Origin of the sequence: Pseudothermotoga lettingae TMO (genome assembly GCF_000017865.1) — a bacterium.
Classification (GTDB): domain Bacteria; phylum Thermotogota; class Thermotogae; order Thermotogales; family DSM-5069; genus Pseudothermotoga_B; species Pseudothermotoga_B elfii.
Genome location: NC_009828.1, coordinates 53,081 through 79,776 on the forward strand (window position 1 = coordinate 53,081; position 26,696 = coordinate 79,776).

27 protein-coding genes are annotated in these 26,696 nt (G+C 39.6%); 6 read left to right on the forward strand and 21 right to left on the reverse strand.

What is annotated here, in order from left to right:
- Window positions 1-20: 20 nt before the first annotated feature.
- The 21 genes from TLET_RS00260 to TLET_RS00360 form a co-directional block, all read right to left on the reverse strand.
- Complete coding sequence (locus TLET_RS00260) at window positions 21-995, reverse strand: phosphoglycerate dehydrogenase (protein WP_012002102.1); 975 nt, start codon at window positions 993-995, stop codon at window positions 21-23.
- 22 nt (window positions 996-1,017) lie between these two features.
- Window positions 1,018-1,860: a MurR/RpiR family transcriptional regulator gene (locus TLET_RS00265; protein ID WP_012002103.1), complete on the reverse strand. Its 843-nt coding sequence runs from the start codon at window positions 1,858-1,860 to the stop codon at window positions 1,018-1,020.
- 88 nt (window positions 1,861-1,948) lie between these two features.
- Complete coding sequence (locus TLET_RS00270; protein WP_012002104.1) at window positions 1,949-2,704, reverse strand: SDR family NAD(P)-dependent oxidoreductase; 756 nt, start codon at window positions 2,702-2,704, stop codon at window positions 1,949-1,951.
- A gap of 12 nt (window positions 2,705-2,716) precedes the next feature.
- A complete protein-coding gene (locus tag TLET_RS00275) occupies window positions 2,717-4,000 on the reverse strand; it encodes a TRAP transporter large permease (protein WP_012002105.1) in 1,284 nt (427 codons plus the stop codon).
- A complete protein-coding gene (locus TLET_RS00280; RefSeq protein ID WP_012002106.1) occupies window positions 3,997-4,494 on the reverse strand; it encodes a TRAP transporter small permease in 498 nt (165 codons plus the stop codon). Before TLET_RS00280 ends, TLET_RS00275 begins: the two co-directional genes overlap by 4 nt.
- Window positions 4,495-4,582: 88 nt before the next feature.
- Window positions 4,583-5,596 carry a C4-dicarboxylate TRAP transporter substrate-binding protein gene (locus TLET_RS00285; protein ID WP_012002107.1) on the reverse strand — a complete coding sequence of 338 codons (1,014 nt, stop codon included), beginning with the start codon at window positions 5,594-5,596 and terminating at the stop codon, window positions 4,583-4,585.
- A 134-nt stretch (window positions 5,597-5,730) separates the two neighbouring features.
- Complete coding sequence (locus TLET_RS00290; protein WP_012002108.1) at window positions 5,731-6,657, reverse strand: alpha/beta hydrolase family protein; 927 nt, start codon at window positions 6,655-6,657, stop codon at window positions 5,731-5,733.
- A 6-nt stretch (window positions 6,658-6,663) separates the two neighbouring features.
- Window positions 6,664-9,033 carry a phenylalanine--tRNA ligase subunit beta gene (gene pheT, locus TLET_RS00295; RefSeq protein WP_012002109.1) on the reverse strand — a complete coding sequence of 790 codons (2,370 nt, stop codon included), beginning with the start codon at window positions 9,031-9,033 and terminating at the stop codon, window positions 6,664-6,666.
- Window positions 9,034-9,047: 14 nt separating this feature from the next.
- A complete protein-coding gene (gene pheS, locus TLET_RS00300) occupies window positions 9,048-10,052 on the reverse strand; it encodes a phenylalanine--tRNA ligase subunit alpha (protein WP_012002110.1) in 1,005 nt (334 codons plus the stop codon).
- Window positions 9,985-11,040 (reverse strand): elongator complex protein 3, encoded by a 1,056-nt coding sequence (locus TLET_RS00305; protein WP_144313054.1) that lies wholly within the window; start codon window positions 11,038-11,040, stop codon window positions 9,985-9,987. Before TLET_RS00305 ends, pheS begins: the two co-directional genes overlap by 68 nt.
- Complete coding sequence (gene rnc / locus TLET_RS00310; protein WP_012002112.1) at window positions 11,018-11,734, reverse strand: ribonuclease III; 717 nt, start codon at window positions 11,732-11,734, stop codon at window positions 11,018-11,020. Before rnc ends, TLET_RS00305 begins: the two co-directional genes overlap by 23 nt.
- Window positions 11,731-13,620, reverse strand: a complete 1,890-nt coding sequence (locus TLET_RS00315; protein ID WP_012002113.1) for a transketolase — start codon at window positions 13,618-13,620, stop codon at window positions 11,731-11,733. The genes rnc and TLET_RS00315 overlap by 4 nt, the downstream gene beginning before the upstream one ends.
- 23 nt (window positions 13,621-13,643) lie before the next feature.
- Window positions 13,644-13,871 (reverse strand): DUF2905 domain-containing protein, encoded by a 228-nt coding sequence (locus TLET_RS00320; protein ID WP_028843579.1) that lies wholly within the window; start codon window positions 13,869-13,871, stop codon window positions 13,644-13,646.
- A complete protein-coding gene (locus TLET_RS00325; RefSeq protein WP_012002115.1) occupies window positions 13,849-14,667 on the reverse strand; it encodes a PSP1 domain-containing protein in 819 nt (272 codons plus the stop codon). Before TLET_RS00325 ends, TLET_RS00320 begins: the two co-directional genes overlap by 23 nt.
- A gap of 12 nt (window positions 14,668-14,679) precedes the next feature.
- Window positions 14,680-15,555 (reverse strand): hypothetical protein, encoded by an 876-nt coding sequence (locus tag TLET_RS10605; protein ID WP_012002116.1) that lies wholly within the window; start codon window positions 15,553-15,555, stop codon window positions 14,680-14,682.
- 7 nt (window positions 15,556-15,562) lie between these two features.
- A complete protein-coding gene (locus TLET_RS00335) occupies window positions 15,563-16,018 on the reverse strand; it encodes a YaaR family protein (protein ID WP_012002117.1) in 456 nt (151 codons plus the stop codon).
- Window positions 16,019-16,022: 4 nt separating this feature from the next.
- On the reverse strand, window positions 16,023-17,063 hold the full coding sequence (gene mtnA / locus TLET_RS00340) for an S-methyl-5-thioribose-1-phosphate isomerase (protein ID WP_012002118.1): 1,041 nt from the start codon (window positions 17,061-17,063) through the stop codon (window positions 16,023-16,025).
- Complete coding sequence (locus TLET_RS00345; protein WP_012002119.1) at window positions 17,060-18,091, reverse strand: peptidyl-prolyl cis-trans isomerase; 1,032 nt, start codon at window positions 18,089-18,091, stop codon at window positions 17,060-17,062. Before TLET_RS00345 ends, mtnA begins: the two co-directional genes overlap by 4 nt.
- The gene (gene mazG, locus TLET_RS00350) at window positions 18,088-18,864 is read right to left on the reverse strand and encodes a nucleoside triphosphate pyrophosphohydrolase (RefSeq protein ID WP_012002120.1); all 777 of its coding nucleotides are present in this window, start codon (window positions 18,862-18,864) and stop codon (window positions 18,088-18,090) included. Before mazG ends, TLET_RS00345 begins: the two co-directional genes overlap by 4 nt.
- 1 nt (window position 18,865) lies before the next feature.
- Complete coding sequence (locus tag TLET_RS00355; protein ID WP_012002121.1) at window positions 18,866-19,513, reverse strand: TIGR00153 family protein; 648 nt, start codon at window positions 19,511-19,513, stop codon at window positions 18,866-18,868.
- 1 nt (window position 19,514) lies between these two features.
- The gene (locus TLET_RS00360) at window positions 19,515-20,450 is read right to left on the reverse strand and encodes an inorganic phosphate transporter (protein ID WP_012002122.1); all 936 of its coding nucleotides are present in this window, start codon (window positions 20,448-20,450) and stop codon (window positions 19,515-19,517) included.
- 122 nt (window positions 20,451-20,572) lie between these two features.
- Here TLET_RS00360 and TLET_RS00365 point away from each other — a divergent pair, with 122 nt between their 5' ends.
- From TLET_RS00365 to TLET_RS00390, 6 genes are read left to right on the forward strand one after another with little or no spacing between them, the layout of a single operon-like run.
- Complete coding sequence (locus TLET_RS00365) at window positions 20,573-21,184, forward strand: AroM family protein (protein ID WP_012002123.1); 612 nt, start codon at window positions 20,573-20,575, stop codon at window positions 21,182-21,184.
- 13 nt (window positions 21,185-21,197) lie between these two features.
- Window positions 21,198-22,736 carry an ABC transporter substrate-binding protein gene (locus tag TLET_RS00370; RefSeq protein WP_012002124.1) on the forward strand — a complete coding sequence of 513 codons (1,539 nt, stop codon included), beginning with the start codon at window positions 21,198-21,200 and terminating at the stop codon, window positions 22,734-22,736.
- Window positions 22,737-22,781: 45 nt separating this feature from the next.
- Window positions 22,782-23,744 carry an ABC transporter permease gene (locus TLET_RS00375; protein WP_012002125.1) on the forward strand — a complete coding sequence of 321 codons (963 nt, stop codon included), beginning with the start codon at window positions 22,782-22,784 and terminating at the stop codon, window positions 23,742-23,744.
- A complete protein-coding gene (locus TLET_RS00380) occupies window positions 23,741-24,556 on the forward strand; it encodes an ABC transporter permease (protein ID WP_012002126.1) in 816 nt (271 codons plus the stop codon). The genes TLET_RS00375 and TLET_RS00380 overlap by 4 nt, the downstream gene beginning before the upstream one ends.
- 8 nt (window positions 24,557-24,564) lie before the next feature.
- The gene (locus TLET_RS00385; RefSeq protein WP_012002127.1) at window positions 24,565-25,737 is read left to right on the forward strand and encodes a M20 family metallopeptidase; all 1,173 of its coding nucleotides are present in this window, start codon (window positions 24,565-24,567) and stop codon (window positions 25,735-25,737) included.
- On the forward strand, window positions 25,734-26,696 hold the full coding sequence (locus TLET_RS00390; protein WP_012002128.1) for an ABC transporter ATP-binding protein: 963 nt from the start codon (window positions 25,734-25,736) through the stop codon (window positions 26,694-26,696). Before TLET_RS00385 ends, TLET_RS00390 begins: the two co-directional genes overlap by 4 nt.

Here is a 26,696-nt window from a genome sequence, read left to right on the forward strand (position 1 = left end):
ACCTCCATTTGTTAAACCTATTATCCCCTTAAAAATCCCATTTCAAGCAGTTTTTCAACAACTTTCTCATTTGCAACATGCAGAGGAATCTTTCCATCAAAGAAATCCACAACTGCCTGAGCAGACATCATATTCATTTTATAAATAGCTTCATAAGTATGAGCCCCAGCATGTGGAGTTAAAACCAGATTGGGACAGTCATACAAGATAGAATCCTCTGGCAGTGGCTCTTGCTCAAAGGCATCTAAGGCAGCTCCAGATATGTAACCTTCCTTCAAAGCTTCGACAAGAGCACGCTCATCAACGATACCTCCACGCGAGGTATTGATGAGAAATGCAGATTTTTTCATCATTTTCAGTTGCTCTTTGCCTATCATATGCTTAGTTGATTGAGTCAATGGAACATGGAGCGAAACAAAATCACTGTTTTTCAATAAAGTTTCAAGGTCAACAGCTTCTACGGAATGTCTTTCTATTATGTTTTTTTCAACATACGGATCACACGCCAGAACTTTCATTCCAAGACAGATTGCTCTTTTGGAAGTTTCCCTTCCTATTGCCCCAAAACCTATTATTCCAAGCGTCTTGCCAAAAATTTCTATTCCTGTCACAGGAGAAAACTTTTTCTCAGAGATCTCTCTGTACGAATCTATCAATCTCCTCGAAAGGGCTAATATAAGTGCTATAGTCAACTCTGCCACTGATACAGTATTAGCATTCGGCGTTATCGTAACAGGTATACCAAGTTCTGTGGCTGTTTTCAAATCAACGTTGTCCACTCCTACTCCATGTCTTGCAATTATTTTTATGGAAGAGTGTCTTATCATTTCTCCGCTAAGTTTGCCTGTACCAAGTATAATTGCATCTGCTCTCTTTAAAATATTTTCATCAAGGTATTCCGGCCGAAGCAATGTGAAACCATTTTTTTCTAACAATTTCACGGGTTCTTCCGAATATTTTCCGAATGTTCTCGTAGCAACAATTACCGTTTTCACACCGTTCCCCTCCTGAAAGATATCAATACTTCAACTCCGAAACAGCCAGCCTGCTTTTATTAAGGCTCTCTACTGCTTTTGGATCTTTTGCCGCAAGCATCGTGTATATTGTGTCAAGAATCACCAATTGAACAATACGAGATGTCATGGCATCTGTTCTTATACGTGTTTCTCTTGTATTGGTGCAAAGGACAACCGTAGAAACTTTTGCTAAACTTGATTTTCTATTACCAGTAACAGTAACAACAGGAACTCCAAGTCCAATTGCTTTTTTTGCCAGCGAAACCATGGATTTCGTCTCTCCAGAATGAGAAACAGCTACAAGCACATCGCCAGCAATAGAATTTGCAAGCAATGTGGCCATTATATGTTCGTCGTTCGAAAAAAGGCAATTTTTTCCTATCCTGCTAAATTTGTGAAATGCATCAAAAGCCACTGCAGCTGAAGCAGCAAAACCAAAAAACAACACTCTGTTTGCTTCTTTTATGAGATCAGTAGCCTTTTCAATGGCATCAAAATCTATACTATCAAGTGTGTCGAGAATCGCTTTAACTGTGGCTTTGAAAATCTTTTGAGTAATTGTCTTCAAGTCGTCCTGCTCAGAAACATCTTCATAAACAATTTCCAGCGGAGCTTTCGATAGATCCTGAGCAAGTAACACTTTAAACTGCTGAAAGCTGCTTAAATTCAGTTTTCTGTAGAATTTAACTACCGAAGCCTCGCTTTTTACATTTGCAAGTCTGCTCAGTTCACTTATGGAACATTCAAGAACACCTCTTGGATTTGTCAGTATCACATCAGCTATCCTTTTTTCAGCAGCGGTTAAAGAATCATAAACAGTTCTCAGGGTTTGAAGAATATCCATTTTTTCCACCTCCAGAGTTTTGTTCAATGCTCCATAGAAAAGTTTAGCTCAGTGCAGTTTATTTTCTATTTAATAGCTTAATGTAAAATTACACCATTGTAGATCCTCCGTCAATGTTTATAAAACTGCCTGTCATAAAAGATGCCTCATCACAGGCTGCAAACAATATTGCAAACGCGATTTCTTCTTCTTTACCAAGACGTTTCATGGGAATTCGTGAAACCATTTTATTCATAGTTTCTTCTGGATTCGCAGATGACCTGACTCTTTCAGCGAGTCCTTGAGAGTAGGTTGTACCAGGGCAAATGGCGTTCACTCTTATTCCATATTGAACATAATCAACAGCAAAAGATCTTGTCAAACCGAGCAAAGCTGCCTTTGAAATGCTGTAAACACACCTGCGAGGAATACCAATTAAACCTGCCTCTGAAGCAATGTTAACTATGACGCCAGATCTCTGCTCTTTCATATACTTTACGGCGTGCTTCGATAGTAAAAATGGTCCTTTCACATTTATATCTATTGTCTTTTGAAATTCTTCATCAGAGGTTTCTTCAGCGTTTCCATAAGGCACTATCCCAGCATTGTTAACCAGTATATCAATTTTTCCAAAAACCTCAACTGTTTTTTCGACTATCTTTTCTGCATCTTTGGAAACATCCCCAAAAACAAAAATTGCTTCACCATTCTGATTTTTGATCATCTCGACCGTTTCATTTCCCTTTTCTTCCGAAACATCGTTTATCGCCACCTTAGCACCTCTTTCGGCAAACATCATAGCAGCTTTTCTCCCTATACCAGAACCGGCTCCTGTAATTAAAACAACCTTTCCCTTAAAATTCATCTCACTACCTCCTTATCTGAACAGCAAATCGGGTATAAACAAAACAAGCTGCGGGAAAAATACCAATAATGCAATGACAGCAATAGTGGCAACAAAGAATGGTATGGATGCTTTGACATATTCTTCTACTGACGCACCCAGAACTGAACATCCTGCATACATAGAGGCTCCGACGGGCGGTGTCTGATTACCCAGAGCTGCTGATAGTATGAACACTAACCCAAAATAAACTGGATCTATGCCTATTTTTCTCGCTACAGGAAGGAAAACAGCCGTGGTCATCAATATCAAAGCTGTGGCATCTATGAACAAACCAGCAAAAATCAAAAATATCATAATCATCAAAAGCAAAACATAAGGATTGCTGCTTATGCCAAGCAGAAAATTTGCAAGTACTTCGGGGATTCTGTCCCAAACAAGACCATACCCAAAGATAGCTGACATGACAATTATGTACATCACGCTACCTATATCTCCTATGGAGTTATCCAGAGTCTCTTTAAACAATGTCTTAAGATTCAATTCTCTATGAATCAAAAATCCAACGATCAGGCCATAGATCACAGCAAAAGACCCAACTTCAGATGGTGTAAATATACCTGTTCTGAGACCCAGGATGAGCAAGATCGGAAAAATCACCGACCATATACTTTTTGAAAAGGCGGATGCTATTTCTTTACTGGAAGCACGTCTTTCTCTCTCCGGTTGCAATCCCATTCTCTTCGCAGCTGCCCATATTGCAATCATATAAACAACCATCAGAAGTAAACCAGGAACAATGCCCGCCGCAAAAAGCCTACCGACAGAAACCTGGCCAATTGTTCCATAAATAATAAAAGCGATCCCTGGAGGTATAATAGGAGTAATGAGAGAAGTCCACACATTTACTGCAACTGCAAAACCCTTTGGATAACCTCTCTTTAACATTTCAGGGCCGAGCATTCTTGTTTCCATAGCTGCATCCGCGATGCTTGAACCGGAAACACCACCCATCAAGGTGGATAAAACAGCAGATACCTGGCCGAGACCACCTCTCATATGTCCGGTCAAAGCAGACGCCAAATTCATCAATCTTCCCGTCACGCCCGCGCTGTTCATAACATTTCCAGCGAAAATAAACATGGGAATTGCGAGCAGTGTGAAACTTTGGGTTTGGGAGAGTGCCAGCTGTATAGGAATAGTTACAGGTAAATCCAGATGCTGCAAAAACCATAGAAAACCCGATATTCCTATGGCAAAAGCAACAGGCATGCCTATTGCCAGAAAGATTATGAAAGCTATTATAACTATTATCATTTATCTTCCCCCTCAGTGCTGGCCCTTTCTTTGTTTTCGGCAAACTCACTTTTTATTTTTAAAAAAGTAGTCCTCAGCATCAATATCGCTCCTATTGGTATACTCAATGTAACCCACGTATAACTGAAATTTGGAATACCAACGAAAGTTCTGAAACGAGTCGTGTAAGAAAGATAAAATCCCCATATTACTAAATAAATCAAAAAAGCCGCAATAATAAAATAATTGGCAAGTCTGAGAATTTTCTGTACTTTTCGAGAAAGCCTTTTAACAAATAAATCAACCGTCATCATCTTTCCCTCACGCCATGCAACATCAGCTGCAAAAAAACATGCCCAGGCAAACATGAATGTGCTCATATCAACTGCCCAATTTATTGGATATCTCAAAAATCTCATTATTCCAGATGCAAAAACCAGTATCACCATAACCAGAATCAATATTTTTGCTGCATTTTTCTCAAACTTAAGCAAAAACTCATCAATCTTCCGCATCTTTTACCACCTCTGCATTCATACATAGGTCAAAGGCCCAACCCAATAAAAGAGCTGGGCCCTTCATGATAAAAGGAGTATCCTTTCATTACTTAACCTTTATAGCCTCCATGAGAGCATTTCTTGCCTCTACAAGTCCAAGTTTCTCATACGCTTTTTCAGCAGCCTTCATAAAAGCCTCTTTATCAACATCTGTGATAACTTCAATACCCTTTTCGACAGCTTGTTGCTTGAAGGATTCCTCAAGCTCTTTCATTATCTTCAACGATGTTTCAATACCAGCTCTATCACATTCTTCAACAAGAATCTGTTGATACTCTTCTGGCAAATTATTGAACCATTTTGCGCTGACAACCTCAAAATTGATCAGCAAAATATGGCCTGTCTCCGACATATACTTTAAAACTTCATAAAGTGCACCCGCCACAACATTTGCATAAACAAGTTCCGCACCATCAACTGCTCTTGTTTGAACAGCTGTGTAGATTTCTCCAAAATTGACTGCCACTGGTTGTGCACCAAGTGCGCGAATAGATTCTTGCCATATGGGAGCACCCGGGGTTCTTATCCTTAAACCCTTGAGATCGTCAGGAGTCCTGATAGGCTTGTTTGTAACAAAATGCCTGTACCCCTGAACCCACATAAATGAAACTACTTTGAAGCCATATTTTTGTTCAAGTTCGTCCAGCCATTTTTTCATAACATCTGATTCCTTGATCTTTTTCAACACTTCAATAACTTCATCGGGTGTTTTTGCACCCATGAAATCAATGAAGTAAGCCGCGTTCATAACGGCTATTTGTGGAACGTACATGCCCATCCTTGCTGAATCTGTATTTTGTCCAATATTTGCACCTGCTCTTATCTGTTCGAGAATATCTTCTTCAACACCGAGCTGGGCACTGTGGTAAACCTCAATTTTAAGGTTTCCATTTGTTCTTTCTTCAACAGCCTTTGCCCACTTAAGAAATCCCTCATGATATGGTTCGCTTGGTCCTAAAACGTGATTGAATTTCAAAGTATACTTTGGTGCTGCTATAAGTGACCCTGCCAGAATCACGCAAGCAACAAACATCAACAAGTACCTGCTTTTACCCTTCATGGGTTCACCCCCTGTGAAAAAATTATATGATTTGGACTACCTAAAATGGCGTCCGAAAAAAAATTATACACCACGATGAAGATATGTCAACAATTCGTATAAAATGTAACAGAGGTATTTCTAAAGAGGTACTTCTAAATAAGGGGATTCGGTGTGTTTTTCAAAAATTTGATTACTCTATTCGCTATGAACTTTCTGAAAAAATAAGAAGATCTGTGACCACAAGGCAGGACTATTTTTTTTACCTTAGGGAGGCTTTTAAACAACGCTTCTGAACTTCTTAATGGGATTATTCTGTCAAAAATTCCCCTGAAGAAAAGAATTTCCTGATTAACGAACATTCCATATAAACACGGATCATAATGAAAGCATTTGGGGGATAAAAGAAAAATGTCATCAAGCGAATCAGGCTTTTTCAAATTTTTCATAGCATCTCTATTTTTTAAGCAATCATTTTCATCCCGGCACCCGTATTCATTCCCATTCAATCTGTAGTTTTTTCTGAGCTCCTCTGTATATGGTGAGTGCCAATTTATCCATCTCCAATCTCCCCCGGTAAAAGCCAGAACACCTTTCTTCAACCTCTTATCAAGTGCAAGCGACATTACCGCTATCATGCCACCAAAACTAAATCCCATAATAGATGTATGCAAATCTGAAATACTATCAATATAATCAATAGTCCTCCTCACATCTTTTACTGTCTCGTGAAATCTATTGATACAGTAAGATGGTGATGGCGAGAAAAATGGTTCTCCACCTTTCCAACCATGCATTCCACGCCTTTCGTGATAAGGAAGTACCATAAAAAAAGTATTTATACCATGCAATTTAAAATATTCAGCAAACCACAACAAATATGGAATATTTCCATTTCCAATGCCATGCAAAAATATCAGGTTCATCCATGCTTTTTTTGCTTTATAAACATACACATAAACCCTTTTTGATTGAGGAATAGCTGGATCATACACAGCATCAAAGCTTACAAGTAAATAGCAACCAAGATCGATTGTTTCAACATTTAGAGGTAAAGTTTTATCATATTCATAAATTTTCATAGCGTGTCACGAAAATCGCCTTTTCAAATTAAACCTGGTTTCAATTTCTGAAACCGTTTTTTCAAAAAGATCATTGACTTCTTCATCGGTTAGAGAACGATCCGGGGCTCTGTAAACAACATAAAAAGTAATGCTCAACACATCCTGTGGTATATCTTTTCCTCTGTATATATCACTCACTCCTACTTTTTCTACATATTCGCTGGATTGCTTGAGATGAGACACAATCTTTCCACAATTAAAACCTACAGGAGCCAGTAAAGATATGTCTCTTCTTACAGATGGAAAACTTGAGAGATTACCAATTTGTTTGAATATTCTGCGATTTTCAAAAATTACCTGAAGATCAAGCTCCATAAAATAAACATCACCTTTAAAATCATAGAAATCGTTAAAATCACCCGATAGCATCCCCATAACACCGACAGATTTATCATTCAAAAATATTTCAGCGCTGCGCCCGGGAACGAAGAAAGGCATTTCTTTTTCTGCAACTTCAAATTGAACAGACAGATGGCTCGCCAGCTCATCAAGAACGCCTTTCAAATTAAGTAATGAAACTGTCCGGTAATCGGTATAATCATCCTCATTCAGTTTCCCTGTCATTACAAGCCCTATTTTTTCTCTCTCACAAACAGTACCGCTTTCAAAATTGTAGACTTTTGCTATTTCGAACAGCTTTACATCCCTGAGTTGCCTTTTGAGATTGTATGCAACAGAATCTATCAATCCAAAAACAAGAGAAGGTCTTAAGCAGTCCATATCTTCACTCAGGGGGTTTTTCAGTCTGACCGGCTCCATTTTTACAAGTTTTTTTACAACAGAAGAAGAACAAAAAGACAGATTTATACTCTCATCAAACCCTGACGCTATGAGCAATTGATTGATTTTTTTTCGAAATCTCTGTAATTCACCAAACCCCGTGCTCTTAACTGGTATCCTTAACATTTTTCCTTCTATTTTTTCATAACCGTAGATTCTCCCAACTTCTTCTATCAAATCCTCTTCAATAGAAATGTCCGGTCTGAAAGTGGGAATAAGCACTTTCCAGCCATCAGTTATTCTTTCAGTAACAAAATCCAGTCCGGATAGAATATGCTCCACTGAACTTTGATCGATGTCAATTCCTAAAATCCTGCTCAATTTTGAATCTCTTAAAAAAACTGTCCTTGGTGGAATTTTGTGAACATACTTATCCACAAATCCCCTTGCTGCTACTCCACCTGAAGTCTCCTCAATAACCTTTATTAAACGCTTCATCACAAAATCAACATCATTTGGATCAACACCTCTTTCAAATCTATAAGACGCATCAGATTTTATATTCATACTTCTGGAGGTTTTGCGAATTCTCACAGGGTTAAAATAAGCAACTTCAAGAAGGAGTGAATCAGTTTTGTCTGATACACCTGAATCTGCAGTTCCCATAACACCTCCAACTGCCAGAACTTTTTCCCCATCCGTTATTAGTGTCTCTATACCATGCAGTGAGTATTCTCTTTCATCAAGCAGAAGAACTCTCTCGCTTTTATTTGCTTTTCTAACAACAATCCGTCCGCTGGAAATTTTCGAATAATCGAAAGTATGAACAGGATGACCTGTCTCAAGCATTACATAATTTGCCGCATCGACAATCGAATTTATCGGTCTGATACCTGCAGACATGAGTCTACGCCGCATCCACACCGGGCTTGAAACTGCCTTCACTGACTCCATAAAAGCGGCACAATAACGCGGGCATCCATCCACATCCTCTATCGATACACTCACCATATCATTCACCGGTTTATCGGATTCTGTATAATCAACAGACGGTTTTTTCAAAGGTCTGCCAGATAGAACAGCCATTTCTCTTGCAACACCGATAACCCCAAGACAATCCGGCCTATTGGGAGTTATTTCTATATCAAGAACCTTGCCGTCAAGCTTCCAGTATCTTATTAGATCTGTTCCTACAGGTATTTCTTCTCTTATCTGATAAACACACTCCGATTTTTCCTCAAGCCCAAGTTCCTGTAGAGAACACATAATTACTTCAGACGTAATACCTTTTATATCCATTGCCTCAACTATTCTTCCATCTGACAGGGTTGTGCCAGGGAAAGCTACAGGAACCTTTGTGCCTTTGCAAATATTCATGTCCGAAGTGATTGTTGTATGAACGCTGTCACCATCAAAAACTTTACATACATGAAGCTTTTCTGAGCAGGGATGAGGAGACACTTCATGCACTATTCCGCAAGCAATTTTTCCTCTTATAGGTGAATCAATTACATTTGCAACATTCAATCCAGCTATAGTAAGCTTTGACGCTATTTCTTCATCTGTCCAGTCTATATCAACATATTCTCTGAGCCATTCTGTAGCTACAAGCACATTTCATCCCTCCATCAGAATTTTTCTAAAAATCTCTTGTCATTTTTTACAAAATCCCTTATATCTTTGATGTTATATTTGAGCATCGCTATACGCTCAACACCCATTCCAAAAGCAAAACCGGTCCATTTTTCCGAATCATAACCAACACTTTTGAAAACATTGGGATGAACCATACCAGCACCAAGAATTTCAAGCCAACCAGTGTATCCACAGGCCTGACATCCTTTTCCATTGCAGATGCCACATGAGACATCTACCTCAAAGCTTGGCTCAGTGAATGGGAAAAAGCTTGGTCTCAGCCGTATTTTTCTTTCGCTTCCAAAAACCATCTGGGCAAATCTCTCCAATGTGTATTTCAGGTGACCAACCGACACATTTTCATCCACATACAAACCTTCAACCTGGGTAAACATGGGAAGATGTGTCGCATCATAATCTCTCCTGTAAACACGCCCTGGTGATATAATTGCGATAGGTGGTTTTGCTGACATCATTGTTCTAATCTGAACCGGAGAAGTGTGCGTTCTAAGAAGTAGATCATTTATATAAAAAGAATCATGTTCGTCTCTCGCAGGATGCCACTCTGGAGTATTCAAAGCATCAAAATTGTGCCATACATCTTCTATCTCGGGACCTTCAACTACTTTAAAGCCCATTGATACGAAGATGCTTTCTATCTCTTCAAGCATCAATGATATAGGATGTCTGTGACCAACATTTCTCCGCGCACCCGGGAGAGTCACATCTACCCAGTACTTTCTGGCGATTATTTGACTTTCTATCTTTTTTAACATCTCCTTTTTCTGTTCTATAGCACGCTGAACAGCATCTTTGAGTTCATTCAGGATCTTACCAGCCCCCGGTCTTTCATGAACAGGAAGGCTGGCTATATTTTTCATCTGTTCGGTAATAGTGCCTTTTTTACCCAGAAGAGATACTCTTATTTTTTCAAGTTGTTGAAGATCGGTTGCTGCATTGATTTCTCGAAGTGCCTGTTCTCTCAATTGCTCGAACATCCTCCACACCTCCTGACACATATTCTTTCAAGGCATCTTTCCACGAAACAAACCGTTTGTTGACAACAAAACCCAATTCTCTTCCAGCAATTGCTTTCACATCCAGATTTCTTACAATACTCGCTTGCTTTTCTGTGTAAATTAATAACTCTGGATCGACAAATTTCACCACTTTTTTCAAGAGCTCTCCTTTTACAAGCTCACCAAATCTTGGATGATAAGGCCCGGCCACAATATTTTTCATCAGTTCATCTGGAACGAATAAGCCTATTCTGATAACCTTCACATTGTTTGACTCAAGTATAGCCATCATGTCTGAACATATATCAATTGCTTCATCAAGTCTTACAGCTCTGTATCTGCCATCCAGATAAAGGGACTCTAACGGCGCTCCTTTTAAAACTATTGTAGGATGTAAGCGACATGTTTTTGCGCCATTTTCTACAGTTTTCCAGCTGCTGAAAAGATCTTTCCATTTCTCATCACCTGGTAAACCGATCATTAAATGCAATCCAAAATCTATTTTTAATTCCTTAAGAAGTGTACAGGCTTTTTCAATATCTTTACTGCTATGATTCCTCTCAGACTCATGCAGCACGTCATCACAAAAAGATTGAGCTCCGAGTTCGACAAATTTCACACCGTTTTTCTTTAAAAATATCAGATTTTCTTTATTGATCTCATCAGGTCGTGTAGATATTCTTATTCCATCGCAAACATTTTTTCTTATGTACTCATCTGCCCAGGCAAGGTATCGCTTCTGCAACAAAACAGGGAGAGCCGTAAAGGTCCCGCCATAAAAAGCTATTTCAAACCGTTCGTCTGGGGCAATATACTTATTAATCATCTTATTAAGCTCTTCAATCGATGGCAACTGAGAAAAACCTGTTGCAGATCTCTGGTCGCAAAACAAACATCTTTTTTTACAACCCATTTGAGGTAAAAAAACAGGAACGATTTTCATATCAATCACCTTTGAGTTTCTCAATAGCTCTGCGTGCTGCCTCCTTCTCTGCTTCTTTTATTGAAGGTCCCTCGCCAACAGCTATCAATTTTCCAGATAGGCGCAGTTCTACAGTAAACTTTTTCATATGAGATGGGCCTTTTTCATTAACAAGAACATATTCAGGTAATTTTCTGTATCTCGCCTGAGTAATCTCCTGCAAAGAAGTCTTGTAGTCAAACACTATTTTCCCTTCAACAACTTCTTTTGCATATTTTGCAAAATAAGAAAGAAATACCTTTTTTACTGCTGTCAGGCCACCATCTATATACACTGCAGCTACAACAGCTTCAAGCATGTCGGCAAGCAGTGAATCTCTCTCTCTGCCGCTTGAAACTTCTTCTCCGCGTCCCAAAAACATATATCTTCCCAGATTTATATCCCGAGCTATCTGAGCTAAAGCTTCCTCGCTTGCAATTGCTGCTTTAACCTTTGCCATAACTCCCTCTGATGCTTCTGGAAACTCTAAATATAAATACTCTGCAAGCAGTAAATCAATAACAGCATCACCCAGAAACTCCAGTCTTTCATTCGATTCAACATCTTTTCGCCCGCGTTGTTTTTGCTCATGAGCATATGAGGAATGACAGAGGGCATTGTACAAAAGCTCTGGCTCATAAAATCTGTATCCTATTTTCTCCATGAAATCTATCAAAATTTTTGCCTCTTCTTTGTTCAACTGATCATCTGACCCAGCTTTTCGGCAATCTTAGTAGAGCTGAGTCCATAGATTTCATATAGAGCCTCGTAAGATCCTGAAACTGCATGCTCTTGAATAGCAATTTGTTCAAAACTTGAAGGAATTATCCCTTTCTGCAAGAAAAATTTTGCCAGAAGAGATGTTAATCCAAGTGTCGCAACATGATCCTCAACAACCAAGATTTTCTTCCCGTGTCCATATTCTCTCAACACATGCTCGTCAAGATCAAGCGGGCATGACACATTCAGAACGCTTACCTTACCTCTCAATTTATCCGCAGCCTCGACAACATTTGGCACAACAGATCCACATGTCACAACAGTCACATCTGTTCCTTTTCTGAGAATATCTATCTTTCCATATTCAAAACGATAGTTATCCGCAAAAAACAACTTGCCATTTTCATCAACGATAGGCATCATTTTTGCCCTGCCCATGGCTACCAGGTAGTTTCCATATACCGATGCAATGTAGCGAATAACCCTGTCGGTTTGATTGGGATCTGCCGGTACGATAACTTTGTAACCCAGCCAATTTGCAGGTGCAGAGATGTAATCAAGTCCATGGTGAGTTTTTCCGTCCTCCCCTACATTTAAACCGCAATGAGTCACAATAACTTTCAAATTGGTGTGGTTTATAGCATTCAATCTGTGCTGATTATACGTCTCACTTACTCCAAACACTCCAAAATCAGCAAAAAAGGTCACCACACCATCTGCAGAAAGTGCTCCTGCAACAGCTGCCGCATTATGTTCCTGAACACCAAGCTCTAAAAATCTTTCTGGAACGTACTTCTGAACCCCGTCAAGCTTTACAGATGTTGCAAGGTCGCAATCTACAGCTACTACAGGTGTTTCAGAGTTCCTGTTCTCTTTTACTAAATCCAATAAAGCATTTCCAAAAGCACTCCGATTATCAGTTTTGGTTGTGTAAGTTCTGCCAGCTGGAACTTTTATTTTTACAGGATACTCCAGATGGAATGGTTCATGTTTCTGATTACCAAGCTGAGCACGCATCTTCATATATTTCTCCACATCGTTATCAATGCCAAGTTCATTCAGAGCTTTCTCAAGTTGTTCTTTATCGAGAGGTTTCCCATGATAAGAAACATCATTTTCCATGAACGACACACCTTTGCCCATAATAGTGTGTGCCAGTATAGCAACAGGATTGACTTTATCTTCAACAGCCTGTGAAAGTGCATGCAAAAGCTGTTCTATATCATGACCATCAACTTCCAGAACTCTCCACCCATCTGCTTCGTAGTTTTTTCTGATATTAACCGGCATTACGTCTCTTGCTCTTCCAGAAATCTGGGCATCATTGTAATCTATAACAACAGTCAGATTACTCAACCCGTATTTTTTTGCAACCCGGCGAGCTTCAGCTACCTGTCCTTTTGCCTGTTCCGCATCGCTCATTGCCACAAAAATATGGTAATCCTGCTCCTTCATTTTAGCGGCCAATGCAAATCCCACTCCAGCTGACAAGCCCTGTCCCAGATTTCCTGTAGTCCATTCGACACCAGGAATGCCACGGGTTACATGTCCTTCAAAGATACTCGAATGGTGTCTGAAACCAGCTATAACCTGATCTATGTCTACAAATCCGAGCCTGCCCAGAACTGAATATACCCCTGGTGATGTGTGGCCATGGCTAACTACAACACGATCTCTCAAGGGGTCATAAGGATTATCAGGATTAAGATTTGCAAATGAAAAAACACTTAAAAAAATCTCCAGAGAGGACATCGATCCTCCCGGATGACCTGAATTAGCTACATATGTCATTTTAAGTATATCACCGCGGCAAAGGCGTGCTATCTGTTTGAGTTTTTTGATATCATGCTTATTAAATGTCTTCATGAAACTATCCTCCTTTGATTATTTTATTTCCAAAATTTCGATATTAACAAAAATATCAATGTTAAAGTGGCACTAATCAGCAAACATGTCGTGAGTGGAAAGTAAAAAACAAATCTTTCCCGCTTTATTACTATATCACCCGGCAACCTCCCAAGGGGGGTAAAACGCCCTATCAAATAAATGGAAAAACCCACGATTATCAGTATCAAGCCGAGGACAATGAGTATCCTACTTATCTGGATCACGCGCATCACCCCTGAAATACGAAAAGGGTAAGTTAATCATCTCTCCCTCCTCAGAAATTACCAGAACTTTTTCTTTGAAAACATCTATCGACTGAACTTTGCAATTTTTTGCTTCATAGATTATAGTTTCTCCCTCTGATGGAATATCAGCAAGAGCTTCTTCGTAAAAATCATATTCGTACATCAAACAGCACAGCAATCTTCTACAAGCTCCGGATATTTTCGCGGTATTTATCATGAGCTGCTGGCATTTTGCATGTTTCAGGGTTATACTATCGAATTCTCTCAAGAAAGTGCTGCAGCAAGTGGGACGCCCGCATAAACCTAAACCACCTATGAATTTCAGCTCATCTCTTACACCAACTTGCCTGAGTTCTATACGCGTCTTGAAAATTCTGGCAAGGTCTTTTACCAGTTCTCTGAAATCCACTCTTGTTTCGGAACTGAAGAAAAAAACCAGCCTTGATCTGTCAAACATATACCGGGTATGGAGAAGCTTCATGGGCAAATTATGCTCTTTTATCTTTTCAAGGCATATTTGCATCGCCTGCTCGGCATCTTTGAGATTTTCGCTATAGATTTTCGTATCTTCCTCGGTTAATTTTCTCATTACTGGCCTTAATTCCGATCCAATCTCCTCTATTCCCATTTCATCTGGCCCTTTTATTACCTTGCCAACGTCCGGACCGAATTCTGTCATAACGAGGACAAGATCTCCCGGTTTTATGTCTTCACCATTTTCAGAATAATAAAACAATTTCCCCTTTGGAAATATCTCTATAGCATAAACAATTGCTATCATTGACACAGATCATCACCTCTTTGCGTTTTCTCTAATCACGAGAAACAGGTTAAGCAAAGTCAACGTTCCATTGAAATTCATCAAACGGTTTGTCAATATCGAGTCAATCCACTTGAATAAAGACAATTCTGTACATCCTCTATACTCTGCCACAATTTGCAACAGGCGGCACAAATGTACTATCGTGCGGTTAAGATCAGCTCTACTGAGATTGCTCATCATGTCATCATAAAACTTGACCAGTGTTTCTTCACTCACCAGTGACAATTTCTCATAGAGATCATCGATCATCAGAATTGCTGACACTTTGTCAGCAGCAGATATCTCCTCTTTTGAAAAGATATTACATATCGCCTTGGGATCAAAATCATTGTTTTGTGGAAATTGATCTGATTTCATAACAAAATCGAGTACTTCAAAATCATTTTCAGCCAAGCTCAAGATAAGATCAGGTTTCACCAGGCTGGCTTTTTTTCTCTCCAGGTTATTCAATATCTGCCTGTCTATGGCAACATTAAACACTTTTACCCTGCTTTTAATGGTTGGTAAAAGGTCAGTATATTTTGCGCTTGTAAGAACTATCTCAGAGTAGACAGGTGGTTCCTCCAAAATTTTGAGCATTGAATTTGCCGCTTCATGCAAAATTCTGTCTGCACGGTGGATGATCACAATTTTATAACCATCAGAAGATGATGTATAGAGAAACTGTGACATATATCTTATATCATCTATACCTGGCGCCTCAAATTCTAAAAACTCGTTCGTAACTTCCCTGATGACTTGCTCACAGGTCCATTTCAGTAAAGATTCGTCCCGTGACTTTAAGCACACCGAGGAACCAATATTCCGAATCAAAAAATCCTTAACCGTGCTCAGCAATTTTTCCATATTGTAATCACCTGTATAAATCCATTAATAAACCGTATATTTCCTGAACTCTCGCAGACAACAAAATAGCACCTCTTTCAGCTTCAAATAACTCCGCGGCTATTTTCTCCAATCTGTTATCAACTTCTTGAACAATTAGATGCAAATCAACACTGGAAAGTTGTTTTCCAATTTTGTAGAGCTTTTTCTCAATTACTTTCAAAAAATCTTTAATGCTCTCACGATAAGATCTGAAATTTTCCTGCGTTGGCGATCTGACGAGATTGTTTCCCGATTTTACAACCTGTCTTATAAGTCTTTCAAGCAATTCGTCAAGTTTCTCTTCTTCAGCTTCTTCAAGCACTTCGAAAAAACTTGTGCTATCCATGCTCCTCACGGCAGAACTTGATTTGAATTTGATTTTCTTTTTTTTCTTAACTTCAGAACTTCTAAACTTACCATCTTCAAGAGGATTAATTCTCACATCACTATCCTCCAAACAACTTTGCTATATTTTCTTTATAAGGAGGCCTCAGAATTCCTTTTTCAGTTATTATAGCTGTTATTAATTGATGCTCTGTCACATCAAAAGCAGGATTATATACTGCCACACCATCCGGGGCAACTTTCACCCCGTGAACATGGGTTACCTCATCGTGAGAACGCTCTTCTATGGGTATCTCGCTTCCATTTTTTATTTTAATATCTATCGTCGATGTAGGAGCTGCGACATAAAACGGTATACCATGCTGGTTTGAAAGTACTGCCACCGAATAAGTACCTATCTTGTTAGCAACATCGCCATTCGCTGCTATTCTATCAGCTCCAACGATAACGGCATCGATCTTCCCCTGCTTCATAACCCAGCCAGCCATATTATCTGTTATTAAAATTGTTTCAACACCAATTTCAAGCAATTCCCAGGCTGTCAACCGGGCTCCCTGCAAATATGGTCTTGTTTCATCTACGTATACCTTTATCTTCTTTCCAGATTCTACAGCCGCCCTTATAACTCCAAGGGCTGTGCCATAATCTACCGTCGCTAAAGCTCCTGCATTGCAATGAGTTAAAACAGCGCAGCCATCTTTCAACAAAGTTTGCCCATGTGTTCCTATAGTTTTGTTTATCCTGATATCTTCTTCTGCTATCTTTATCGCTTCTTTTTCAAGATCTTCAAGAATTTCATCAACAGCTTTTGACAAGTCTACACACTTTTCCATTCGATTCAACGCCCAGAACAGGTTAACAGCCGTTGGTCGAGTCGATGCAAGTACATCGTACACATTTTTCATAACGTCGATAAAATTCTGATTTTTAAGAGTTGCAGCCTCTTTTGCTCCAAGAACATAACCAAAAGCCGCGGTGGCTCCTATAGCAGGAGCTCCACGGACGACCATATCTTTGATCGCCCGTGCTACTTCAGCATAGCTCTTACACTCAACATAATTAACAACATGAGGCAATTTTCGCTGATCCACAAGAATTAGTGAATTTCCTGTCCATTGCATTGTCAAAGTTTTGAAATTCATTGATCTTCCTGTCCTCCCTCGCTTAGCAAATAGATGTTTATAACACTTGAATTTTTGAAAGGAATAAATTGTTCATTGATCCAAGTCTGCCACAATTGCTGAGCCTTCTGCTGTATTAAGTGCTGATAGATATCGTTCACTACATCTTCAAAATTCTCATATCCTTTGGGCCTTTTGTCAATAATTCTATATATTTCCCAACCTACACTGGTTTGCAATGGACCAAGTATAGCACCCTTCGGACTTACGAAAATCTTTTCTTCGATTTCTTCAGATATCAGGCCACTGCCACGTTCTACCCAACCAAGATCTCCAGCCTTCCCCTTAGACAGAGGATCGGTTGAAACATCACTTGCAACCTGAGAAAATTCCTCTCCAGCTCTGATTCTTTCCAAAGCTTTATCTGCTTTCTCTTTTGAATCAACTGTTATGCGCAATAATTTTGCCGCTTCTTCAACAGCAAAATATTCTCTGTTTTGTTCATAGAATTGCCTTGCCTCTTCTTCTGTCACTGTTGCCGAGGAGGTAACCTGCTGCTGAATCAATGAAACTGTCTGCTGAACTGTGAAAATCCATCTGAGTCTGTCTTTAAAAGAGTTTATATCACCAAGTCCAGCTTGCTTGAGATACCAATCAAGATCACTTTCAGTCATTCCATATTGGGTAAGTGTTTTGTTCAATTCTGTTGAAACCATATTTTCGATATTATCTTTTGAAACAGTTACTCCCATTTTTTCGCCAATCTGCTTGATCAAAACCTGGTCTATCAGGTTATTTAAAACTTCTCTTTTATATCTGAGCAATAAATTAACACCTTCAGAGGTGTTAACCAGAACATCATAAAATGTGGCATCCACTGATTGAATTTGAGATAATAATCTATCCACATTCGCTTCCCTGTTTAGTTCTTCCATAGTAATAGCAACACCATTAACCTCAGCAACTACTGCTGTAGCAGGCTGAGTTTCCTGACCAATAGCCACCAATGACAGAATCAAAATCAAGCCAAACATAAAAACTTTTCTCATTTTATTTTTCCTCCCTTCGCTTCTTCCCAGAGTTCATCAAGTTGATCAAGAGAAAGCTTTTTTAAATCAAGCTTTCTCTCCCGTACAAACTCTTCAACCATCTGGAATCTCTCCACAAATTTTCTTGTTGACTTTCTCAAAGCGATTTCTGGATCAAGTTGAAGAAAACGCGCGATATTTACGACCGCGAAAAGCAAATCACCAAGTTCCTCTTCGAGTTCTTGCCTCCCTTCCGATTTAATTGCATCCTCTAATTCTCCCACCTCTTCTTTTACTTTTTCCATTGCACCGGAGATATCCGGCCAATCAAAACCAACTGCCGCAGCATTTTCCTGAATTCTCCTGGCAAGGCTGAGGGCAGGAAGCGCATGATTCAATCTCCCTATTGCCGATGATTTTTGCTCGCCTTTTTCACTCGATTTGATCCTCTCCCACTGCTCATAAGAATATCCGGGACTATCTGAAAAAACATGAGGATGCCTCCTGACAAGTTTTTCACTCAAAAATGTTACAACATCTGATATATTGAAAGCACCTCTTTCAGAAGCTATCTGGCAGTGAAAAATCACCTGAAGTAATACATCACCGAGTTCTTCTTTCAATTTCTCATCTTCTGACTGATCAATTGCTTCAATTAGTTCAAAAACTTCCTCGACAAGATAAGGCTTCAAACTATGGTGTGTTTGTTCTCTATCCCACTCACATCCATCTGGCGATCTCAATTTTTGCATTATGGAAACCAGCTTTTGAAACTGTTCACCAATTTCAGACAAATCATACCCTCCTTTTCATGGAAACAACTTCCACTCTGTCTGAGCAATCTTCAGCACGGTCTGAAATGTCGGCAATGCTTTGAACCAACTCTTTCAATTCAAATTTATGACCATGTGAGATATCGAGCTTATATATTTGCTTTATTAAACATCGTTCAACATTGTCCGCTTCATGTTCCTTTTGTTCAACAAGCAAAACGTGCTCTTTAACTTTTTCGAGATCTTCAAATAAATCTCCAATTGCAATCTTCAAAGCCTCATATGTTTCGATACAAATGTCAAGAAGTTTCATCAATTGAGAGCTGAGTACATCTGGTATAACAGGATGTTCGAGCTCAAGTATATCTGCAACATACTCTGCCCTGTTCGCAACTTTGTCAACCGATTCTATGACACCAAGCAAATCTCCCCTAAAGTTAGGCAAGAATGCGCCACTATACATCGATGTTTCCGCTTCTCGCCTAATTATGTCCGCCTGATGCTCATAATATCTTACCTTTTCTGCACACTGATCAATTTCATCTATCTCGTGATTCAAGTATTTTTCCACCAATTTTCTCAGCTCAGAAAGTTCGACACTTATCATATCCAGATGGTTCATAACTTTTGCTATAATCTCCTGTTCTTTCTTTCCTGTAATCCAGCCCATATTAACCTCCTCTCAGTATTAAATGGAGCAATACACTGATTATCCCTGAGACAGAGGGCGTCAAAACGAGTCCTAAAATTATCTTGATCTTTGTCTTTCTACTGCTCAATCGCTGACCTCTGCTCATTCCGGTCCCAACAACAGAACCTATTGCCGACTGTGTTGCAGAGACTGGAACTCCTACCATGGAGAAAACAAAAACATTTGTTGCCAATGCAAGTCCAGAAATAAGTGACGAAAAATGATCCAGTACTATTATACTTTTTCCTATGACAAAAGTCATCCTTTTGCTGAAAAACATAATACCTATGGCTATGGAAACACCCCCAAGCAACTGTGCTACAACAAGATTTGACTCGCCTGTGACAAATGATCTGGCGACATTCGCAACATTGTTTGCACCAAGAGAATAAGCACTATAGCACAGTGCCATCAGGTTAGCATACTGTAATACAAGATCTTGAACTCGTACATTCTTCAATTTTCTGAAAAAATACGCAACCAATCTGTATAAACTGAAAGATATTAAAATCGCCGATAAAGGCGTTATAATCCATATTGCAACAATTTTTATCAATATATCCCACCTGATAGTCTCCGCGCCGTTCAAAAAGGCAACACCAATGAGTGAACCAACAACAGCTTGAGAAACAGATGCGGGAGCCTTGATTAATATCATTAAAATAACAGTCAGAGCAGCAGCCAGAGTCGCTACGGCGCTCTGATCTCGTTCAAGAACAGTCAATGTGTTAAGTGTCTCCAGGCCATTTGCCCCACCAACTGTAGCCCCGAGAATAACAAAGATCGCACTAAAGATGCTCGCAGTCCTATAACGAACAGATCCAACAGCAACAAGTGGTCCAAATATACTCGCCGCATCATTTGCACCAAGGATGATTCCTATGAAAATGCCCGGCATTAAATAAATTATGCTCACGTTCTGTCGACCTCCAAAAAAAGTTGCATGAATTTTATTATAACCCTTTGTGAGAAAAGAATTTTCTATTGACATAGCTATAATGTGTTTAGTATAATTAATCAAAACTCAGGAGGGATACCATGTTATTCATAACAATTGGAGAAAGCCCAAGAGATGATGTTGTCCCCGAACTTATAGATATAATAGGTAAACGAAACATTTCTTATAGAGAAATAGGTCTGATAGATAACGTTGATTCAAGACTATACACACCATTAAATTCGCAAGACATTCTTGTAAGTAGAAAACGCGATGGGAGTATTGCATATGTATCGCACAAATGGGTTAGTGAGCGCTTAGCAAATCTCAAATTGAACGATCTTGGCATTTTGTTGTGTACAGATGATTTCGAGAACGATAGATTGATTCTTCCTTACAGAGTAGTCAGATCTTTTTTCAAAGCCTTGCCGAAACTTGATAAAATGACAGTTGTAGTACCCGAAGAAGATCAGCGGGAAAATGCAATTAAGAGATGGAATAATATATCAAACAGGCTTTCGTGTATTGCTTTTTCACCGTATAAACCACAGATGAAAGCAACCAGCTTTGATCTGAGAGATGAACAGTTAGTGTATTTAGATTGTATCGGATTTTCACTTCAACACGAAAAATTTTTCAAAGATCTAACAAAAGGAATAGTTATAAGTGCAAGGAGAATTCTGGGAAATTATCTGAGGTGTCTGATATCTTAAAGGAGGGATTGGTATGAGGAAACTGGCAGCTTTTCTTTTTGCAGTGGTTCTATCCGTTGCAATATTTGCATCGCCAAATTACAACTCTGTGATACGTGTTGGGTCTGATCAAAATCCTACAACAATGGATCCTGCCATGTATCAGGATCTGGCTTCGGCCCAGGTTATGAGAAATGTCTTTGAAACTCTTGTTGCTTACGATGCAGATGTAAAAGAAATCCACCCGTTAATTGCAGAATCCTGGGAAGTAAGCGCCGATTTAAAGGAATGGACATTCAAGCTCAAAAAGGGCGTCCGATTTCAAAAGGGAAAATTCCAGAATGGTCGAGAGGTAACCGCTGAGGATGTAAAATACAGCTTTGAAAGAGAAATATCTATCTCTCCTATGGTGAGACTCTATATGGTTGAAAAAGTAGAAGTAATAGATAGATACACAGTAAAAATTGTACTTAAATATCCCTACGCTCCATTCCTAACAGTTTTAACAGATATTGGGGCCGCTATTGTTCCGAAAGAAGAGTGTGAAGGCTGGGGCGAAGAATTCACACTTCACCCTGTTGGAACTGGTCCATTCAAACTTGTAGAATGGGTAAAGGACAGTCATATGGTTTTCGAAAGAAATGAAGATTACTGGGATGAAAAGCCATACCTCAAACAAATTGTTTACAAATTCATTCCCGATAAATCAGTTTTAACCGTTGCACTCTTGAGTGGAGAAGTGGATATAACAAGCGACATCTTAGATCAGGACATACCAAAAGTCAAATCAAATCCAAATGTTGACCCTATAATGGTTGGAGGTTGTAACGTTTATGCAGTATATCTCAATTCTTCAAAGGGTCCCACAACAGACAAAAAGGTAAGAGAAGCCTTCTTTAGAGGAATAGATGTCCAGCAGCTCGTGAAAGTAATCTTTCCCAATGGCACCGCTGAAGCTGCCTACGGGCCTATTCCAACTGGATCATGGGCATACAATCCGAATGTGAAATCATTCTATCCGAATTACGATCCAGAAAAAGCAAAGCAGTTATTGAAAGAAGCAGGATACGAAAATCAACCGGTCAAATTGACTATATATACCCCGGAAGACCCCAATAGAAGGAAAGCTGCTGTGATCATCCAGTCAATGTTGAAAAAAATTGGCTTTGATATCGAAGTTCAATCCCTTGAGTGGGGAGCATTTACCGCCACGACTTCTAAAGGGGAGGCAGACGCATATACAATTGGCTGGACATGGTACCCAGATCCCGAATTTTTTATATTCTACATGTTCCATTCATCCAGAAAGGGCACATATGGCAACGGTGGAGGATACAACAACCCAGAAGTTGATAAATACATAGAGCTTGGAGAATCTTCTGTAGATCAAAACGAAAGAACAGAATATTATAGAAAAGCAGAAGAACTCATCATGAAAGATATGTACTATTTTCCACTCTGGCATAAATTAGTTGTTAATGGAGTAAACAAGAAAGTTCATGGTTATAAACCTTCTCCAGATATGACAATACGCCTCTACGCCCCTGGAACAAACGTGTGGGTTGAACAGTAAAATCCCAAGAGCGCTTTTGCGCTCTTGGATTTCCTGGAGGGTAACATGACAAAATACATCATAAAAAGGCTTCTGCAAGCTATTCCAACGTTATTTTTTGTAATTTTGACAGTGTTTCTCATAATGAAGATGATACCGGGAGATCCAGCGATGGTATTGCTTGGTCCTCAGGCTGGACCAGAAGATATTGCACGATTCAGACAACAACTTGGATTAGATAAACCGGTTATTGTTCAATTTTTCCTGTACTTGAAAAGGATTCTAACCGGCGATCTTGGAACATCGTTAGTGTATAGACAAGACGTGCTATCGCTAATTTTTGAAAGATTACCCACAACGATTATTTTAAGCATTTGCGCATTATTTATAGCTATCGTCATTGGTATTCCGGCTGGAATACTCGCAGCAATTAAACATAATTCGTTTGTCGACTTACTCGTAACTTCTTTATCCTTGATAGGTATATCGATTCCAATATTCTGGTTTGGAATGGTTTTGATAATCATCTTTTCACTTCAACTTGGATGGCTTCCAGCAGTTGGTACGGGAGATTTCTCAAAGAGTATATGGGATGGATTGAGTCATTTTATTCTTCCATCTCTGGCTCTGGGAATACTTTCGACAGGAACAATCGCGAGATTCACAAGATCAAGTATGCTCGAGGTTTTAAACCAGGATTACATAAGAACAGCGTACGCGAAAGGCTTGAGAAGACATCTCATATTATACAGGCACGCTTTGAGAAATGCCCTTATACCTGTCATAACAGTTATCGGACTTCAACTTGGAAACCTCCTGGCAGGTGCTGTTTTAACAGAAACAGTCTTCGCACTCCCTGGTCTGGGAAAATTGATGGTCGATGGCATTTTTCGGAGGGATTATATGCTTGTACAGGGAGAAGTTCTTTTCACAGCAATGATGTACATTTTTGTTAATCTTGCTGTCGATATAACTTACGCATTTATAAATCCGAAGGTCAGACAGACCTACAGAGGTGTTACAGGGTGAGAGTTCCGAACAAGCAAATAATTTTTGGGCTCATAATTATTATAGTAAACATTTTTGCGGCAATTTTTGCACCGTTAATAGCAACTCACAGTATTGATGAAATGGATTTTTCATACATTTTCGCTAAACCAGGAGAGGGTGGACATGTTCTTGGAACAGACGATTATGGAAGAGATATCTTTTCGAGAATAATCTACGGAAGTCGTATCTCTCTCATGGTTGGTGTGATAGCCGTTGGAATAGGCTCACTGATCGGCACTCTTCTCGGCGTGGTATCAGGGTTTTTTGGTGGATTTCTTGATGCTCTGATAATGAGGTTTACTGATGCGTTGCTGTCATTTCCATATGTGCTTCTTGCCATAGCTATGATGGCTGTTCTCGGTCCTGGATTGTTCAACGCAATGCTTGCAATTGGTATCGTAATGGTACCAAGTTTTTCAAGAGTTGTTAGAAGCTCCGTGATCAATGTAAAAAACGAGGAGTTTATTTTAGCAGCAAGATCGATGGGGGCATCAAATTTATGGATAATTTTTCATCATGTTCTGCCCAACATAGTACCGACGCTTATTATATATTCCTCTTTGAATTTCGCTGGCGCTGTAATAAGTGAAGCTACATTGAGTTTTCTTGGGCTTGGCATACAGCCACCAACTCCTTCGTGGGGTAGCATGCTTTCCGAGGCAAAAAATTACCTTCAGACAGCTCCACATATGGCTATTTTTCCCGGACTTGCTATCTTGATAACCTGCCTTGGTTTCAATTTACTTGGCGACGGTTTGCGCGATACACTCGATCCAAGACTGAAAACATAAGGAAGGTGATGATTTTGAAAGAAGTCATTTCAAAGCAAATCGACTCTATAAAAGAAGAACTGGTTAAAATGTCGAAAAAGATATTCGAGCTATCTGAACTTTCTTACCAGGAAAAAAAGTCATCCAGACTCCTGTCAGATTTTCTGGAAAACAATGGCTTCACTGTTGAAAGAGGCGTTGGAGGTCTTGAAACATCTTTTGTGGCAAAAATAGGTGAGAAAAAACCAAAGATAGCCTTGCTGGCTGAGTACGACGCACTTCCCGCTGTTGGACATGCATGCGGGCACAACATGATAGGCGTAATGAGCTGTGGTGCGGCGGTGGGGTTCAAAAATGCTGTGAAAAATATAGATTTTACATTGATGGTGATTGGCTGTCCTGCTGAAGAACACGGAGCAGGCAAAAAAGATCTCATAAAAGCTGGAATTTTCGATGATATCGATGTCGCTATGATGATACATCCAGCATCGATGAGCACAGGTTATGACATAGCTTACGCGATAAAAAGATATAAGATAGAATTTTTTGGTAAATCTGCACATGCCGCTGCTGACCCATCAAAGGGAATTAACGCACTTGACGCAATGATACTCCTCTTTAGCTCCATAGGCCTTCTCCGCCAGCAGCTTCCCGAGAAAGTAAGAATCCACGGGATCATAACCAATGGTGGACAATCTTTTAACACGATACCTGAATACACATCTGCGGAAATTGGAATTAGAGCTCTGACAATGGAAGAAGTAAACTTTCTTGAAGACAAATTAAGGCTTCTCGTTCAGGGAGCGTCCGCGATGAGTGGATGTAAAAATAAAATCACTGTCGAAGAAGAGATGCCCGAAGTTTATGTCAACGTTCCCTTGGCAAACACTCTTGAAAAAAACTACAAATTACTGGGTGAGAAAGTAACGTCGAGAACTTATGAACAAGGAGTCGGATCGACCGACATGGGGGCCGTGACACAAATTGTTCCAGCGATCCATGGGTATATAAACATTACAGATGGCAAAGATATACCAACACACACAAGAGAGTTCGCACAGGCTGCCAATTCCGAATACGGCTATAAAGCGATGATCCGGGCGACGAAAGCACTTGCTTTTACGATTTATGATATTTCTTCAAACAAAGAACTTCTAACAGAAATCAAGGAATATTTTTCTCAAAGGAGGAGGGATTTTTGAAATCTCTTCTAACAGTGGAAGATCTCGCTGTTGAATTTAGAATATCAAATTCAAAACTCAGAGCACCTGATGGTATCTCTTTTAGCGTCATGGAAAATGAGTGCGTCGGGCTTGTTGGAGAAAGCGGTTCTGGAAAAAGCGTGACAGCTCTTGCAATAATGAATCTTGTTCCTGCGCCTCAGGGGCGCATAATCAGAGGAAAAATCATTTTCGAAGGCCTGGACCTCTTGGCGATCAACAAACATCCAAGAGGGACAAAAATAAGCATGGTTTTTCAGAATCCAATGAATTCACTAAATCCAAATATCAAAATAGGGAAGCAGTTAACCGAGGTGCTTCAAGAACACTACAACTTGAATTACAGAGAAGCAATGGAAAGAGTTATACGGGTCATGCAGGAACTTGGCATCCCAGATCCTGAAAAAATGATCGATAGATACCCATTTGAATATAGTGGTGGAATGAGGCAAAGAACAATGATCGCAATGGCGGTTCTCTGCAACCCAAAACTTTTGATAGCAGATGAACCAACTACGGCCCTCGATGTTACTATTCAGGCACAGATAATACAGCTCTTCAAAAAACTGAAAGAGAAATCAAGAACGTCTATACTTTTTATAAGCCATGATTTGAGTGTAATTTCCCAGATTGCTGACAGAATAATTGTCATGTATGCTGGAAAGATCTGTGAAATCTCACCAACAACTGATCTTTTTAGAAACCCTCTTCATCCATATACAGCAGGGTTAATCAACTCTATACCCGGAGCAAATGAACGAGGCACAAAACTCATGGCAATACCGGGAAATATCCCAGATCTTACAAATCCACCTGAGGGTTGCAGATTTCACCCGAGATGTTCCAGAAAATTACCTATTTGTTCTCGAAAAGAACCACCAGTGATCTTATACGAGCAAAGATCTGTCAGTTGCTGGTTATATGAAGGAGTGAACACCTGA

What these genes read in the sequence shown, in the direction of transcription:
- TLET_RS00285 (WP_012002107.1), bottom strand. Translation starts at nt 5,596, where the DNA reads ATGAAGGGTAAAAGCAGGTACTTGTTGATGTTTGTTGCTTGCGTGATT.
- TLET_RS00345 (WP_012002119.1), bottom strand. Translation starts at nt 18,091, where the DNA reads ATGAGAAAAGTTTTTATGTTTGGCTTGATTTTGATTCTGTCATTGGTG.
- TLET_RS00280 (WP_012002106.1), bottom strand. Translation starts at nt 4,494, where the DNA reads ATGCGGAAGATTGATGAGTTTTTGCTTAAGTTTGAGAAAAATGCAGCA.
- TLET_RS00290 (WP_012002108.1), bottom strand. Translation starts at nt 6,657, where the DNA reads ATGAAAATTTATGAATATGATAAAACTTTACCTCTAAATGTTGAAACA.
- TLET_RS00270 (WP_012002104.1), bottom strand. Translation starts at nt 2,704, where the DNA reads ATGAATTTTAAGGGAAAGGTTGTTTTAATTACAGGAGCCGGTTCTGGT.
- TLET_RS00355 (WP_012002121.1), bottom strand. Translation starts at nt 19,513, where the DNA reads ATGGGCTGGATTACAGGAAAGAAAGAACAGGAGATTATAGCAAAAGTT.
- TLET_RS00365 (WP_012002123.1), top strand. Translation starts at nt 20,573, where the DNA reads ATGTTATTCATAACAATTGGAGAAAGCCCAAGAGATGATGTTGTCCCC.
- TLET_RS00370 (WP_012002124.1), top strand. Translation starts at nt 21,198, where the DNA reads ATGAGGAAACTGGCAGCTTTTCTTTTTGCAGTGGTTCTATCCGTTGCA.
- TLET_RS00275 (WP_012002105.1), bottom strand. Translation starts at nt 4,000, where the DNA reads ATGATAATAGTTATAATAGCTTTCATAATCTTTCTGGCAATAGGCATG.
- TLET_RS10605 (WP_012002116.1), bottom strand. Translation starts at nt 15,555, where the DNA reads ATGGAAAAATTGCTGAGCACGGTTAAGGATTTTTTGATTCGGAATATT.
- TLET_RS00265 (WP_012002103.1), bottom strand. Translation starts at nt 1,860, where the DNA reads ATGGATATTCTTCAAACCCTGAGAACTGTTTATGATTCTTTAACCGCT.
- mtnA (WP_012002118.1), bottom strand. Translation starts at nt 17,063, where the DNA reads ATGAATTTCAAAACTTTGACAATGCAATGGACAGGAAATTCACTAATT.
- TLET_RS00375 (WP_012002125.1), top strand. Translation starts at nt 22,782, where the DNA reads ATGACAAAATACATCATAAAAAGGCTTCTGCAAGCTATTCCAACGTTA.
- TLET_RS00320 (WP_028843579.1), bottom strand. Translation starts at nt 13,871, where the DNA reads ATGCGCGTGATCCAGATAAGTAGGATACTCATTGTCCTCGGCTTGATA.
- TLET_RS00385 (WP_012002127.1), top strand. Translation starts at nt 24,565, where the DNA reads ATGATTTTGAAAGAAGTCATTTCAAAGCAAATCGACTCTATAAAAGAA.
- TLET_RS00315 (WP_012002113.1), bottom strand. Translation starts at nt 13,620, where the DNA reads ATGAAGACATTTAATAAGCATGATATCAAAAAACTCAAACAGATAGCA.
- pheS (WP_012002110.1), bottom strand. Translation starts at nt 10,052, where the DNA reads ATGTTCGAGCAATTGAGAGAACAGGCACTTCGAGAAATCAATGCAGCA.
- TLET_RS00325 (WP_012002115.1), bottom strand. Translation starts at nt 14,667, where the DNA reads ATGATAGCAATTGTTTATGCTATAGAGATATTTCCAAAGGGGAAATTG.